The sequence below is a fragment of the Streptococcus constellatus genome (assembly GCF_902167705.1).
Taxonomy (GTDB): Bacteria; Bacillota; Bacilli; order Lactobacillales; family Streptococcaceae; genus Streptococcus; species Streptococcus constellatus_A.
Map to the genome: position 1 here is coordinate 94734 of NZ_CABHMZ010000003.1, position 14886 is coordinate 109619.

Annotated in this window: 14 protein-coding genes; 13 read left to right on the forward strand and 1 reads right to left on the reverse strand. The window is 39.5% G+C overall.

The annotated features are described in order from the left end of the window. Positions 1 to 21 precede the first annotated feature (21 nt). The 4 genes from hprK to FQ204_RS00725 are packed head-to-tail and all read left to right on the forward strand — an operon-like array spanning position 22 to position 2608. The gene (hprK, locus tag FQ204_RS00710) at positions 22 to 954 is read left to right on the forward strand and encodes an HPr(Ser) kinase/phosphatase (RefSeq protein ID WP_144207359.1); all 933 of its coding nucleotides are present in this window, start codon (positions 22 to 24) and stop codon (positions 952 to 954) included. Further along, positions 947 to 1720 carry a prolipoprotein diacylglyceryl transferase gene (gene lgt, locus FQ204_RS00715; protein WP_144207362.1) on the forward strand — a complete coding sequence of 258 codons (774 nt, stop codon included), beginning with the start codon at positions 947 to 949 and terminating at the stop codon, positions 1718 to 1720. Before hprK ends, lgt begins: the two co-directional genes overlap by 8 nt. A gap of 18 nt (positions 1721 to 1738) precedes the next feature. After that, positions 1739 to 2122: a DUF948 domain-containing protein gene (locus tag FQ204_RS00720; protein ID WP_003027608.1), complete on the forward strand. Its 384-nt coding sequence runs from the start codon at positions 1739 to 1741 to the stop codon at positions 2120 to 2122. A gap of 15 nt (positions 2123 to 2137) precedes the next feature. Next, positions 2138 to 2608, forward strand: a complete 471-nt coding sequence (locus tag FQ204_RS00725; protein ID WP_144207365.1) for a YtxH domain-containing protein — start codon at positions 2138 to 2140, stop codon at positions 2606 to 2608. 89 nt (positions 2609 to 2697) lie between these two features. On the opposite strand, the gene FQ204_RS00730 is transcribed toward FQ204_RS00725, so the two are convergent. Beyond that, positions 2698 to 2991: a DUF3270 domain-containing protein gene (locus FQ204_RS00730; RefSeq protein WP_144207368.1), complete on the reverse strand. Its 294-nt coding sequence runs from the start codon at positions 2989 to 2991 to the stop codon at positions 2698 to 2700. Positions 2992 to 3129: 138 nt separating this feature from the next. On the opposite strand from FQ204_RS00730, the gene FQ204_RS00735 reads away from it, so the two are divergent. The 9 genes from FQ204_RS00735 (at position 3130) to FQ204_RS00775 (ending at position 14702) form a co-directional block, all read left to right on the forward strand. Beyond that, positions 3130 to 4059, forward strand: a complete 930-nt coding sequence (locus FQ204_RS00735; protein WP_144207370.1) for a peptidase U32 family protein — start codon at positions 3130 to 3132, stop codon at positions 4057 to 4059. A gap of 130 nt (positions 4060 to 4189) precedes the next feature. Next, on the forward strand, positions 4190 to 5476 hold the full coding sequence (locus tag FQ204_RS00740; protein ID WP_144207373.1) for a peptidase U32 family protein: 1287 nt from the start codon (positions 4190 to 4192) through the stop codon (positions 5474 to 5476). A gap of 687 nt (positions 5477 to 6163) precedes the next feature. Beyond that, positions 6164 to 7825, forward strand: a complete 1662-nt coding sequence (locus FQ204_RS00745; RefSeq protein ID WP_144207376.1) for a ribonuclease J — start codon at positions 6164 to 6166, stop codon at positions 7823 to 7825. Positions 7826 to 7922: 97 nt separating this feature from the next. Then, on the forward strand, positions 7923 to 8714 hold the full coding sequence (locus FQ204_RS00750) for an alpha/beta hydrolase (protein WP_144207379.1): 792 nt from the start codon (positions 7923 to 7925) through the stop codon (positions 8712 to 8714). Between the two features lie 146 nt (positions 8715 to 8860). Beyond that, on the forward strand, positions 8861 to 9565 hold the full coding sequence (locus FQ204_RS00755) for a matrixin family metalloprotease (protein ID WP_144207382.1): 705 nt from the start codon (positions 8861 to 8863) through the stop codon (positions 9563 to 9565). Between the two features lies 1 nt (position 9566). Continuing rightward, a complete protein-coding gene (locus FQ204_RS00760; protein ID WP_144207385.1) occupies positions 9567 to 9932 on the forward strand; it encodes a hypothetical protein in 366 nt (121 codons plus the stop codon). Positions 9933 to 10006: 74 nt separating this feature from the next. Continuing rightward, complete coding sequence (locus FQ204_RS00765) at positions 10007 to 11905, forward strand: ABC-F family ATP-binding cassette domain-containing protein (protein ID WP_144207388.1); 1899 nt, start codon at positions 10007 to 10009, stop codon at positions 11903 to 11905. Positions 11906 to 12551: 646 nt separating this feature from the next. After that, entirely contained in the window at positions 12552 to 13421 is an 870-nt protein-coding gene (locus FQ204_RS00770) for a helix-turn-helix domain-containing protein (protein ID WP_144207391.1), read from the forward strand. 90 nt (positions 13422 to 13511) lie between these two features. Then, on the forward strand, positions 13512 to 14702 hold the full coding sequence (locus FQ204_RS00775) for an MFS transporter (protein ID WP_144207394.1): 1191 nt from the start codon (positions 13512 to 13514) through the stop codon (positions 14700 to 14702). Positions 14703 to 14886: the final 184 nt, after the last annotated feature.

A 14886-nucleotide genomic window follows, 5' to 3' on the forward strand; every position in this document is an offset into this window, starting at 1 on the left:
AAACTATCAAAGGGGAAAAATATGGCTGTAAGGATCAAAGATCTATTAAAAAAAGTCAGATTAAATGTGGTTTATGGCGACGAGAAAATGTTGGAAAAAGAGATTGCAACTTCTGATATTTCTCGGCCTGGACTTGAAATGACAGGCTATTTTGACTATTACACACCAGAGCGTATCCAGCTAATGGGCATGAAAGAATGGTCTTATTTGATGAAGATGACATCGCATAATCGCTATCAGGTTTTACGGAAAATGTTTGAGCAAGATACGGTTGTGATTGTGGCGCGTAATCTGAAAATACCTGATGAGATGTTGAAAGCTGCAAAGGAAAATAAAATTGTTGTTCTCAGCAGCCGCACCCCAACGAGTCGTTTATCAAGCGAAATTTCAAGTTATTTAGATTCGCGCTTGGCTGAACGAACCAGTGTTCATGGTGTCCTAATGGATATTTATGGGATGGGTGTCTTGATTCAAGGAGATAGCGGAATCGGAAAAAGCGAGACTGGTTTAGAACTGGTGAAGCGAGGACATCGTTTAGTTGCGGATGACCGCGTGGATATCTACGCAAAAGATGAAATGACCCTCTGGGGCGAACCAGCTGAAATTTTACGCCATTTGCTTGAAATACGCGGTGTTGGGATTATTGATGTCATGAGTCTCTATGGAGCAAGTGCTGTCAAGGATTCATCACAGGTTCAGTTGGCTGTTTATCTGGAAAATTATGATGTCAATAAAACATTTGACCGTTTGGGAAATAATGGCGAAGAGTTTGAAGTATCAGGTGTGTCCATTCCAAGAATCCGTATTCCTGTGAAAACGGGCCGCAATATTTCGGTAGTGATTGAAGCAGCAGCGATGAATTACCGTGCAAAAGAAATGGGCTTTGATGCAACGAAGACTTTTGAGGAACGTTTGACCAATCTCATTAGTGAAAATGAGGTGTCTCATGATTGATCCAATTGCATTTAAAATAGGGCCTCTTAGTATTCGCTGGTATGCGATTTGCATTGTGACAGGACTTGTTTTAGCTGTTTATCTGGCTATGCGGGAAGCACCGCGGAAAAAGATTATTCCAGATGATATTCTTGATTTTATCCTCATTGCATTTCCCTTGTCAATCATCGGAGCTCGTATTTACTATGTCATCTTTGACTGGAGCTATTATGCTAAAAATCCTGCTGAGATTTTTGCTATTTGGCACGGAGGAATTGCTATCTATGGCGGTTTGATGACTGGAGCGATTATCTTGTATTTTTTCTCCCAACGGAAATTCATCAACACACTAGACTTTTTAGATATTGCGGTGCCGGGAGTGATGATTGCCCAAAGTCTTGGGCGCTGGGGGAATTTCTTCAACCAAGAGGCTTACGGAGCGGTCGTTAAAAGTCTAAATTACTTACCAAGTTTTATTCGCAACCAAATGTACATTGATGGTCATTATCGACAACCAACTTTTCTTTATGAATCGGTTTGGAATTTGCTAGGGTTTGCTCTGGTGATGATTGCACGAAGAAAGAAAAACTTCCTCAAACGTGGTGAAATTACAGGATTTTATCTGATTTGGTACGGAATGGGACGCATGGTTATTGAAGGGATGCGGACAGATAGTCTCATGTTTGCTGGCTTGCGTGTGTCACAATGGTTGTCTGCTGTTCTAGTAGTTGCAGGAATCATTCTCGTCATATACCAACGTAAAAAAGTAGATACCCCTTATTATTAAAAAGTTAGGAGAAGAAAGATGCTTGAAATTGCTTATAGTTTAGTTGCCCTTGCTTTGATTGCCTTGATTGTTTACACGATTTTCTTAGTCAGGAAAATTTCAAATGTTGTTGATGAAACAGAAAAAACAATCCAAGTTTTGACGACAGATGTCAATGTGACACTTTATCAAACGAATGAATTATTAACGAAAGTGAATGTTTTAGCAGATGATATCAACGGGAAAATGACCACAATTGATCCGCTTTTTACTGCAGTTGCAGATTTATCAGAGTCTGTATCTGACTTGAATGACTCTGCTCGGCATTTGAGTAAGAAAGCTGCCGCAGCAGGTAAAAATAGTGTAAAAGCTGGCGCAACTTTATCGGCTTTACGTATGGTTACTAAACTATTTAAAAAATAAGAAAGAAGGTTTATTATGGGTAAATTTTCATCTATCCTTTTAGGAACAATCTCTGGCGCGGCTGCAGCGGTATTTCTCACAAGTAAAAAAGGAAAAGAAGTGACAGCTAAGGTTTCTGATTTCATGAATGAGGTCAAAGAAAATCCAGATGATTTTAAAGATCAAGTAGTACAAAAAGCCAATCATTTCTCTAACCAAGCTGCAGAAGCAGTCAACCAAGCTAAAGAAAAGGTTGAGAGCGGAGAAATTACAGGTGAAACAATTCTTGACTCTGTGAAAGAAGCAACGAAACAAGTAGTTGACTTCTCACAAGAGAAATTTCAAGAATGGAAAGAAAAAATGGAGCCAGAAGGGATTTCGCCAGAAGAATTTAAAAAATCTGCTCCTGAATCAGCAGAAAATGAGCCTACTTCTGAGGATATTGTCATTGATTTAACAGAAGAAAATCAAGAATCAGAAAACGAAGATAAAAAAATTGAGGATTAACACCTCAATTTTTTATCTTTTTAACTGAATCAATTTGACAACACAACAAAAACAATACCTTTGAAAAAGTAGGTACTTTAATTTCAAAGCTAGTTGTTTCTTTTCCGACGAATAAATGCTTGTTGCCCTTTGATACACACTAAACTAACACCAATTGCTAAAGCAAAGGCTAGAAATGTATTTACTTTAATAGACAGGAATAAAAAGCTAAACAAAGCTGTCAAGATACAAAATGTAGCAATATTCACAAAAAACAGTAATTCTTTTAAATTTGGATTCGTTTTTGCTTCAGGAATGTAATCTTGATAAAGGGGATATTGTTCTTGTTCTAACTCTAGATAAGTGTAGTCCTCTTGATAGGATTGATATTTTCTTGCGTTCATGTTCTCTCTCCTTACAGTACTCCCTTATTTTATCATGATTTTAAGTGGTTAAATATTACATAACCGTTACAAAATGGATAAAAATACTTTTCAAATTAAAAAATAGAAGTAAAATAAAAAATATGATATAATTTTACTATGGAAAAGATTATCATTACAGCAACCGCTGAGAGTGTTGAGCAAGTAAAAGAGCTTTTAGAAGCAGGTGTAGATCGCATATACGTTGGTGAAAAAGAGTATGGTCTTCGTTTACCCCATACTTTTTCTTATGATGAATTACGTCAGATTGCAACTCTTGTACATGAAGCTGGCAAGAAGTTGACAGTTGCTGTAAACTCCTTGATGCATCAGGAAATGATGAATAAAATCAAGCCTTTTCTTGATTTTTTAGTGGAGATTCAGGCAGATTATATTACTGTAGGAGATGCTGGAGTTTTTTATGTGTTAAAACGTGACGGTTATCCGTTTAAGACGATTTATGATGCCTCGACTATGGTTGCCAGCAGCCGTCAGGTGAACTTCTGGGGACAGAAAGCAGGTGCTTCTGAGGCAGTTCTAGCACGGGAAATTCCGTCAGCAGAATTATTTAAAATGCAAGAGATTTTAGAAATTCCTGTTGAGATTTTAGTTTATGGTGCTAGCGTCATTCATCACTCTAAGCGTCCGCTTTTGCAAAACTATTATAATTTTACTCATATTGATGACGAAAAGAGCCGTGAGCGTGATTTATTCCTTGCAGAGCCGAGTGACCCAGATAGCCATTATTCTATTTTTGAGGACAATCATGGGACGCATATTTTTGCAAATAATGACTTGGATATGATGACGAAACTTGGAGAATTGGTAGAACATGGATTCACACATTGGAAGCTCGAAGGGATTTATACACCAGGACACAATTTTGTTGAAATTGCCAAACTCTTTGTGCAAGCGCGTGAGTTGATTGAGACCAATCAATTTACACATGACCAGGCTTTCCTTTTGGATGAGCAGGTTCATCAATTGCATCCCAAGAATCGTTTTTTAGATACTGGATTTTATGAATATGATCCAGATCAGGTGAAATAAAGAACACAGGTGGTCGCTAGTTGTGACTGCTTGTTTATCTTTCACAATCTGCTATCTTTAGCTTGATTTCAAGCCCTTTTTGCTATAAAATAAAAAGGCTAAGTATTAGAATTTAGAAAAGAGCGAGAATATGACAAAAACTTTGAAAAGACCAGAGGTTCTGGCGCCTGCTGGAACGTTGGAAAAACTAAAAGTTGCCATTCGTTATGGAGCGGATGCTGTTTATATTGGCGGACAAGCCTATGGCTTGCGTAGCCGTGCTGGAAATTTTACGTTTGAAGAAATGGAAGAGGGTGTTCAATTTGCTCGTGAACATGGCGCGAAAGTCTATGTAGCTGCGAATATGGTAACCCACGAAGGTAATGAAGAAGGAGCTGGGGAATGGTTCCGCACCCTGCGAGATATTGGTATTTCTGCCGTTATCGTATCTGACCCAGCCTTGATTGCCATTGCTTGCACAGAAGCGCCAGGCTTGGAAGTACACTTGTCAACACAAGCTAGCGCGACAAACTATGAAACTTTAGAATTTTGGAAGGACTTAGGGCTGACACGTGTCGTTTTGGCGCGTGAGGTTTCCATGGAAGAACTAGCAGAAATCCGCAAACACACCAATGTGGAGATTGAGGCTTTTGTTCATGGTGCTATGTGCATTTCTTACTCAGGACGCTGTACTCTATCTAATCACATGAGCATGCGCGACGCCAATCGCGGTGGCTGTTCTCAGTCTTGCCGTTGGAAATATGATTTGTACGATATGCCCTTTGGACAAGAGCGCAAGAGCTTAAAAGGAGAAATTCCAGAAGAATTCTCCATGTCGGCTGTGGATATGTCCATGATTGATCACATTCCAGATATGATTGAAAATGGGGTGGACAGCTTGAAAATTGAAGGGCGCATGAAGTCCATTCACTATGTATCCACTGTTTCAAATTGTTATAAAGCAGCAGTCGATGCTTATCTTGAAAGCCCTGAAAAGTTTGAAGCTATCAAGCAAGATTTAGTAGATGAAATGTGGAAAGTAGCGCAGCGTGAGTTGGCGACAGGATTTTATTATCATACGCCGACCGAAAATGAGCAGCTTTTTGGAGCACGCCGTAAAATTCCGCAATATAAATTTGTGGCAGAAGTGGTGGCTTATGACCCTGATACGCAAAAAGCGACCATTCGGCAACGAAATGTCATCAATGAGGGCGACCCAGTCGAATTTTATGGTCCAGGTTTCCGGCATTTTGATGCAGTCATTACAGATTTACATGATTCAGATGGAAATAAAATTGATCGGGCTCCTAATCCGATGGAACTGTTGACGATTTCCTTGCCATATCCAGTTTATCCAGGTGATATGGTACGTAGCCGTAAGGAAGGACTGATAAATCTTTACAAAGAGGACGGAACAAGTGTTACGGTACGAGCATAAAATCTACATTGAAAAGAGGTTTGAATGGTTAATTCTGCCTCTTTTGATTTCCAAAAAATATTTTAAAAAATCGAATGTAAACGCTTGCTTTTTTAAAAAAGAAGGTGTACAATATAATTAAAGAAAGATAAGAAAGGGCTGATTCCAATGGGTATCGGAACGTTCATATTTTAAATCGTTTATGATGTGTTAGTTTCTATTTGCTGATTGTTTTTCTTAATTGGAGGTATTTAATAAATATTTCTGAAGATGTTATGTAGTGGTTTGTAGAACTGCATCGCGTATGAAGAACGCAGAGTAAGAATAAATGAGAATGTTATTTGATGCAGTCGGTAGAAGCTTTTTAATGATTTTCACGCTTCGGTATAAAACTGCTATTGTTTTAGATGAAAAAACTTGTTTTTGATATATTGTGGACAAGAAAATCATTCTTTAATAAAATGACGATGGAATCATCATAAGAATCTCTTTTCAGAAAGTTAATTTCTGAAAGTCTATCTATCACTTATTAGCAAATAGAAATGGCTCCTAGCTTTCTGTAGAAATACAGTAACTAGGAGTTTTTTTGTATGCTCTGTTCTTTGAAAAAAATCATGAAAAGTAGTATAATAAATTGGATATGCAAAACTGTAATTCGACTTGGGATTCCAAGGACCGTTAGTAAGAAAAATTTGAAAAGGAGAATCAATGAGCAATATTAAATTGATTGCTTTGGGCGGTGTACGTGAGAATGGGAAAAATCTTTACATCGCTGAAGTGGATGAATCTATTTTCGTCCTTGATGTCGGATTAAAGTATCCGGAAAATGAACAGCTTGGTGTTGATTTTGTTATTCCCAATATGGACTATTTGTTTGAAAATAAGGATCGTATTGCAGGGGTCTTTTTGACACACGGGCATGCGGATGCGATTGGGGCTTTGCCTTATTTATTGGCAGAAGCAAAAGTGCCTGTGTTTGGCTCTGAATTGACAATTGAGCTGGCTAAGTTATTTGTCAAAGGAAATGATACGGTCAAAAAATTCAATGATTTTCATGTGATTGATGAAGATACAGAGATTGATTTTGGAGGTACAGTTGTATCTTTCTTTAAAACAACGCACTCCATTCCAGAGAGTCTAGGAATTGTTTTGAAAACGTCTGAGGGAAATATTGTTTACACAGGTGATTTCAAGTTTGACCAAACAGCTAGTCAGTCTTATGCAACAGACTTTGCACGTCTGGCGGAAATTGGTCGAGAAGGTGTTCTAGCTCTTCTTAGCGATTCTGCAAATGCGGATAGTAATATTCAAGTGGCAAGCGAGAGCGAAGTTGCAAAAGAAATTAGTAATACGATTGGTGATTGGGAAGGACGCGTGATTGTTGCAGCGGTTGCAAGCAATCTTTCTCGTATTCAACAAGTTTTTGAAGCTGCTGCTAGAACGGGTCGTCGTGTTGTGCTGACTGGGTTTGACATTGAAAATATCGTTCGTACGGCTATTCGCTTGAAGAAATTATCACTTGTGGATGAACGTCTGCTGATTAAACCTAAAGAAATGTCCAAGTTTGAAGATCATGAGTTGATTATTTTAGAAACAGGGCGTATGGGTGAACCAATCAATGGCTTGCGCAAGATGTCTATCGGTCGTCACCGTTATGTAGAGATCAAAGAAGGCGATTTGGTTTATATTGTTACAACACCGTCTATCGCAAAAGAAGCTTTAGTGGCGCGTGTGGAAAACATGATCTACCAAGCAGGTGGTATTGTCAAACTGATTACGCAAGATTTACGAGTGTCCGGTCATGGAAATGAGCGCGATTTGCAGCTGATGTTAAACCTCTTGCAGCCAAAATTCTTGTTCCCAATTCAAGGAGAATATCGTGAATTAGCAGCACATGCTAAAGCTGCCATGGCAATTGGTATGTTGCCGGAGAACATTTTTATTCCAAAACGCGGTAGCATTATGGAATATGAAAAAGGTGATTTTTTGCCTGCTGGTGCAGTCCCTGCTGGGGATGTCATGATTGACGGAAATGCGATTGGTGATGTCGGCAATATCGTTCTTCGTGACCGCAAAGTTCTGTCCGAAGACGGTATCTTTATCGTAGCCATTACGGTGAACCGTCGTGACAAGAAGATTATTTCCAAAGCTAAGGTTCATACGCGTGGATTTGTGTATGTCAAGAAAAGTCGTGATATTTTGCGTGAAAGTGCTGACTTAATCAATAAGACAGTTGAAGATCACCTTGCAAAAGATAACTTTGACTGGGGTGAACTGAAGGGAGCTGTACGTGACAATCTTGCGAAATACCTCTTTGAGCAAACTAAACGTCGTCCAGCGATTTTACCCGTTGTAATGGAAGTGCGTTAAGCAGGTTAAATTAACACATTTTATATAGTGACAAAAATAGTGGGGTCAGGACGTTTGTTCCAACCCCTTTCTTACATTTATATGAAAAGGAGACAAAATGGCATTTTTTGAAATAGAATATCATTCAGCAGTACTAGAAATGGAGCGTCGTGTCAACGTCACCTATCCTGATGCGGATGCAGTAGCTCCCAGTCAGGTAGCAGATACGGATATCCCCGTTCTTTACCTTTTGCACGGCATGGGAGGCAATGAAAATTCGTGGCGAAAACGAACGAATATTGAGCGTCTACTGCGCCATACAAATTTAATTGTCATTATGCCATCAACAGATCTTGCTTGGTACACCAATACTGCTTATGGATTGAATTATTATGATGCCATAGCAAAAGAATTGCCTGAAATCATGCAACGTTTCTTTCCCAATATGAGTCGGAAACGGGAGAAAACCTTTATTGCAGGTCTGTCAATGGGAGGTTATGGGGCTTATAAAATAGCCTTGACGACAGACCGATTCTCTTATGCGGGGTCATTTTCAGGCGCTATTGGGCTCGGTCTGGATGATGTGGACATAGAGGAACTTCCTGGCGGTACGCTCAACTATTGGCAAGGTGTGTTTGGTGATTTGAAAGCAGCCGATGTCAAGCAGCATTTCCTAACGACAATGGCAAAGAAGTCAGATAAAAAGACTAAATTTTACGCTTGGTGTGGAGAACAAGATTTTCTTTATCAAGCAAATGAAGTAGCTGTTAAGCAATTACGTGAGTGTGATTTAGATATCACCTATCATCATGCTCCAGGAAAGCACGAGTGGTATTATTGGGAAAAACAATTAGAAGAATTTCTGAAATGGCTGCCAATTGATTTTAAAGTAGAGGAACGCTTGTCCTAAGTGGGCTATCTGTCATTATCCTATTTGACAGGAAATTACATTTTCTTATCAGCGATTTGTTATTTCTTTTACAACCATTCATTTTAAGAATTTTTTAAGCGAATCTCATTATACTTACTCTCTATATTTTAGATTAGGAGGAGAGTATGAGATTTCTATTTCGATTGATTTCGGGGCTATTTCGATTGCTCTGGCGATTGGTTTACACAGTTGCATTGACAGTACTCATTTTTGTGGGAATATTGTATATCATTAGTCCTTCTAAAAATAATTTTGCGACAACGCTTCAGCAAGATGTGAACCAAATTTATCGGTATGTAAGTGGACAGGATAGTCAGTTAGGTGTTGGGCAAAATGTGAAAGACCTGACCAAACAGCTATCGGACAATCATGTTCACCAAGAGTCTGGTGTCCGATGGGACACAGCGAGTGCTACGGTTTATATTGATACACAAGATGAAACATTTCGTTCGGCTTATCAAGAAGCCATTCGTGCTTGGAATCAAACAGGTGCTTTTACTTTTCAGATTGTAAATGATGAAAATCAAGCCAATATTGTGGCGACAGAGATGAATAATAACGCTGTTAGTGCGGCAGGCGAAGCAGAATCACAAACCAATTTGCTGACGAAGCGTTTCACAAATGTAACGGTTCGACTAAATCGTTATTATCTATTGAATAGTCAATATGGCTACTCTTATGAGCGAATCGTAAACACAGCAGAGCATGAACTGGGACATGCGATTGGATTGGAGCACAATGAAGAAAAATCCGTCATGCAGTCCGCTGGATCGTTTTACGGGATTCAAGCAGTAGATGTTCAAGCAGTAAAGGAGTTGTATCAAGCATAAAATGATAAGAAATATCTTTAAAATCATCAGACATTTCCCAGAGCAGGTTTTCTTGTTTGTCTTTAATTCTAGTATTTTTGCATGGCTATGGAAAAGTGGTTCTGATATTGCCGATCGTATCGGTGTGACAGCTGCATGGCAAGAACATGTTCCGGCACCCATTCAGAATTTCTTTGGTCAAAGTAGTCAGGCTGTTCAAGGATTTTTCAATCATTCAGCTGTGATGTGGCTGATTGGTTCGATGATGATTCTTTGGGTGATTCGTTTTGTAAAAGGAATCATCAAATTAGGGCTTTTGGCTTTGATTATTCTATTAGGTGTTTACCTTGTGATGCAAAATCAAGAAATTTTAACTAGTTTTAAATGAAAATGCGGTCAAAATGAACCGCATTTTTGTTTTCTAAGATAGCAGTTGGGATAGGAATCTGCTATAATAGGTTTATGATTATTTTACAAGCAAATAAGATTGAACGCTCTTTTGCAGGGGAGGTTCTTTTTGATAATATCAACCTGCAAGTGGATGAACGAGATAGAATTGCCTTAGTAGGGAAAAATGGAGCTGGCAAGTCCACTCTTTTGAAGATTTTAGTTGGTGAGGAAGCTCCAAGTGCTGGGGAAGTCAATAAAAAGCGAGACTTGTCTCTGTCTTATTTGGCGCAGGATAGTCGCTTTGAGTCTGCAAATACCATTTACGATGAAATGCTGCATGTCTTTGATGATTTACGTCAGCAGGAGCAGCGATTGCGACAGATGGAGCTGTCTATGGGGGATTTGACTGGGACGGATTTGGAAAAACTGATGACAGACTATGACCGCTTGTCAGAGAATTTCCGTCAGGCAGGTGGCTTTACCTATGAAGCAGATATTCGTGCAATTCTCAATGGTTTCAAGTTTGATGAGTCCATGTGGCAGATGAAGATAGAAGAGCTTTCAGGCGGGCAAAATACTCGGCTGGCTCTAGCGAAAATGCTGTTGGAAAAGCCAGATTTATTGGTACTGGATGAGCCTACTAACCACTTGGATATAGAGACGATTGCTTGGTTAGAGAACTACTTGAGCAACTACAACGGAGCTCTCATCATCGTCAGTCACGACCGTTATTTTCTTGATAAAGTAGCTACTGTGACACTGGATTTGACCCAGCATTCGTTGGATCGCTATGTGGGAAATTATTCTAGCTTTGTTCAGCAAAAGGAGCAGAAACTCTTGACAGAGGCCAAGAATTATGAAAAGCAGCAGAAGGAAATTGCTGCTTTGGAGGATTTTGTCAATCGCAATCTGGTTCGGGCATCCACAACCAAGCGTGCTCAATCCAGACGCAAACAGCTAGAAAAAATGGAGCGTCTTGACAAGCCAGACAGAGGCAGTCGTTCTGCTAATATGACCTTTCGCTCGGCTAAGCCTTCTGGGAATGTTGCCCTGACGCTGGAAGATGCGGCTATCGGTTATGACCATCAAGTGTTGTCCGAGCCTATCAATCTGGATATTCGCAAATTTAACGCAGTAGCCATTGTCGGACCAAATGGTATTGGAAAAACAACTCTTATCAAGTCGCTTGTAGGACAAATTCCTTTTATCCGCGGTCAGGAGCATCTGGGGGCAAATGTGGAGTTGGGCTATTATGACCAGACCCAAAGCCGATTGACACCGAGCAATTCAGTCTTGGACGAGCTTTGGAATGATTTTAAACTAACACCAGAAGTGGAAATTCGCAATCGTCTGGGAGCCTTTCTCTTCTCAGGCGATGATGTCAAAAAGTCTGTCAGTATGCTATCAGGTGGGGAACGAGCGCGGCTTTTATTGGCTAAGCTATCTATGGAAAACAAGAATTTCCTGGTGCTGGACGAGCCAACCAACCATCTAGATATTGATAGCAAAGAGGTGCTGGAGAATGCCTTGATTGACTTTGACGGCACTCTGCTTTTTGTCAGCCACGATCGCTACTTTATCAACCGAGTTGCCACGCAGATTATCGAGCTTTCTGATACTGGCTCCACTCTTTATCTGGGCGACTACGACTATTATCTGGAGAAAAAAGCAGAGCTGGAAGCTTTGAGAGAGGAGAAAGCTACTGCAGCAGAGCCTACTCAGCATCAGCCAGTCACCAACTACCAACTCCAGAAAGAAACACAGAAAGAAGCTCGAAAATTAGCTCGCCGTTTGGAGCAGCTGGAAGCTGAAATCGAAGAGCTGGAGACGCAAACGACCGAGTTGACTGCAGCTATGCAAGAGACCAATGACGCGAGTGAACTCATGGAGCTTCAGCAAAAGCTAGACCAGCTGACTGAACGACAGGAAGCAGCCATGACAGAGTGGGAAGAAGTGGCAGAACAGGTGTGAGCGAGCTATTTTTAAGCCAAGGAAGTTTGTCCGAGACGGAGAAACTCTTCCCTAAGAGTAAATTCCGAACGTTTCAAACAGGGATGAGAGTTTTTTGAGCAAAAAACTTCGTCCTTCATGAAGGACGAAGCAACTTTTAAGTAATTTGCCATTTTCCACATTCGGACGAGAAGTTTTAGGGGAAAATGCCTTTGTTCAGTTTTCGGAAAGAAGTTTTTGGAGCAAATTCCGAACATTCTTGTTTCGGACAAAGCTTTTTTGAAAAAATAATGTCGTCCGATTTTCGGACAAGAAGATTTTGACAAAAAAAGACGTTTCCGAAAGTAAAATCCGAACTTTTTGAGACAGAATTACCCATATCCCATTTTTTCTAGTAAGGTTATTTTTCTCGCCCGTTTGAATGAAGGAACTTTTAGGGTAAAGAAAGAATTTGATTGACGGGGAAAGTCAGGGGAAGTGTCCCATTTACTTGCTTTATCAGTAGTCCCCAGTCTTTTGAGGGTTATATATGGAAGTAGCAATCTTTGTAGAAGAGCAGATGAAATGCCTGTTGACCTAGAGGTTCAAATACTAGATTTGAAGTAGTACAGCTTTAATGCAATATCTGAAAAGACTAAAAATTGTGAAAGGAGTTAGTGTTGAGGAAATGGAAGCTTTAGGCAAGGTGTTTCGTGATTTTCGCTTAAATGGTAATTATTCTCTTGCTCAGGCAGCGGGGGATCAAGTATCAACTTCTCAGTTGTCCCGTTTTGAGCGAGGAGAGTCTGAGCTGACAGTAGATAAGTTCTTAGCGGTTCTGGATAATATTCAGGTCAGTGTGGAAAATTTTATGGATGCAGCTAGAAACTATCAACGAGCTGAAATTGTTGAATTTATGTCCCACATTGTCCCGCTCTATTACGCTAAAGATATTGAAGGTTTTCAGAAGTTGCAGCATCAGGAGCGAGAAAAAGCTAGACAGCGACAGGATAGCCTCATTCATGAGCTCAATATTATCTTGATACAAGGACTAATTTGTCAGCGAGATAATCGTTATGAGATGAAACCGGCTGACTTAGAGCGTGTGGCGGATTACCTTTTTCAGAGAGAAAATTGGGGAGTGTATGAGCTGATTTTAATCGGAAATCTTTATTCGTTCTACGAGGTGGACTATGTTTATCGGATTGGTAAGGAAATTTTGGAGCGTGAGTATTTTTATGAAAATATCACTAAGCATCGCCGGCTGGTTTTGATTTTGGCTCTGAATTTTTACCTGCATTGCTTAGAGGGAAAGAATTTTGAGAAAGCAACATATTTCAAGAACGCAGTTGCCAAAATTTTAGATAAAGAAATTAAGCTTTACGAGCGGACAATTTTTCTCTATGTCAAGGGCTTTGAAGCATATCAAAAAGGTCAGCAGGAGAAAGGTATTGCAAAAATGAAAGAAGCTATTCAGATTTTTGAGACCTTAGAATTACCCGAACAAGTTGATTATTATCAAGAACATTACCAGAAATTTATTACACGAAAAATATAAAAAGAGAGATACTTTTCCCAAATACGGGAAAAATAGTGCCTTTCTTTTTTTATTTGTTAAAATATAAAAAAATAATTTGGAGGATTCTTTATGAACAAACAAGCGGTACAACTCATTGCACGCGGAGCTATCAATAAGATTGGCAATATGCTCTATGATTATGGAAACAGTATTTGGCTGGCGTCGTTAGGAGTTATAGGTCAGACCGTTTTAGGAATTTACCAGTTGTCCGATTTAATAACAGCTATTTTATTCAATCCTTTCGGCGGTGTCATCACTGATCGTTTTTCTAAACGAAAAGTCTTAATGACGACTGACTTGGTTTGTGCCCTCCTGTGTTTAGGAATTTCCTTTATTACTCATAAACAGTTGATGATTGGAGCTCTCATTTTCGCCAATGTGGTGCAAGCTATTGCTTTTGCCTTCTCACGACCAGCAAACAAATCCTACATTACCGAGATTGTAAATAAGGAGGAAATCGTAGCTTACAATTCTCATTTGGAGGTGATTTTGCAGTTAATCAGTGTGTCAGCTCCTGTCCTCTCTTTTTTAGTTATGAACTATGCCAATCTGCGGGTCACTTTGCTTTTAGATGCACTGAGCTTTTTCCTCGCCTTTATTTTGGTTTATTTTCTACCTAACAAAGAACCAGAAATGAAATCAACTGGTAGGCTGACAGTAGGAGCAATTTTGGAAGATATGCGAGAAGGAGTGCTTTATATTCGACAACAAAAGGAAATCTTCTTTCTACTCGTAGTAGCATCTAGCGTTAATTTTTTCTTTGCAGCTTTTAATTACCTCCTACCTTTCACTAACCAGCTTTTTCAGCAAAAAGGGGCTTATGCGGCTATTTTGACAATGGGAGCTATCGGATCTATCATTGGAGCACTCTTGGCAAGCAAGATTAAGGATACTATGGAAAACTTGCTAACCACTCTTTGTCTGACAGGTTTAGGAGTTGTAGTAATAGGGAGTTCTGCTATTTTTCCTGTTCCTGCTTATCTGGCTTATGGCGGAAATTTCCTTTGTGAGTTATTCATGACAGTTTTTAATATTCATTTTTTCAGCCAGGTGCAAACCAAGGTTGACAATCAGTATTTAGGTCGCGTATTCTCTGCTATTTTTACACTGGCTATTCTTTTTATGCCGCTTGCAACAGCAATTATGACGCTGATCCCAAGCGTACACCTATTTTCTTTTATTGTCATTGGCATTGGAGTGGTGAGTTTAGCTGTTTTCTCAATTTTTTATCAAAAATTATTGCAAACAAAAGGAAGCTGAGACAAAAGTGCTCAGCTCCCTTTGCTTATATAGTCAGAATGATAAGACGCAGTAGTTTGGAGAAGCTCTATTGACTTTAGTCAATGTAGAGTTTCCCATGCACAATTGATTAGGCACTTTAGTGCCAATCAAACACTGCTAAGTGGACTCTAATGCGTTGATAAATCAACTTTTACAGTCCCAC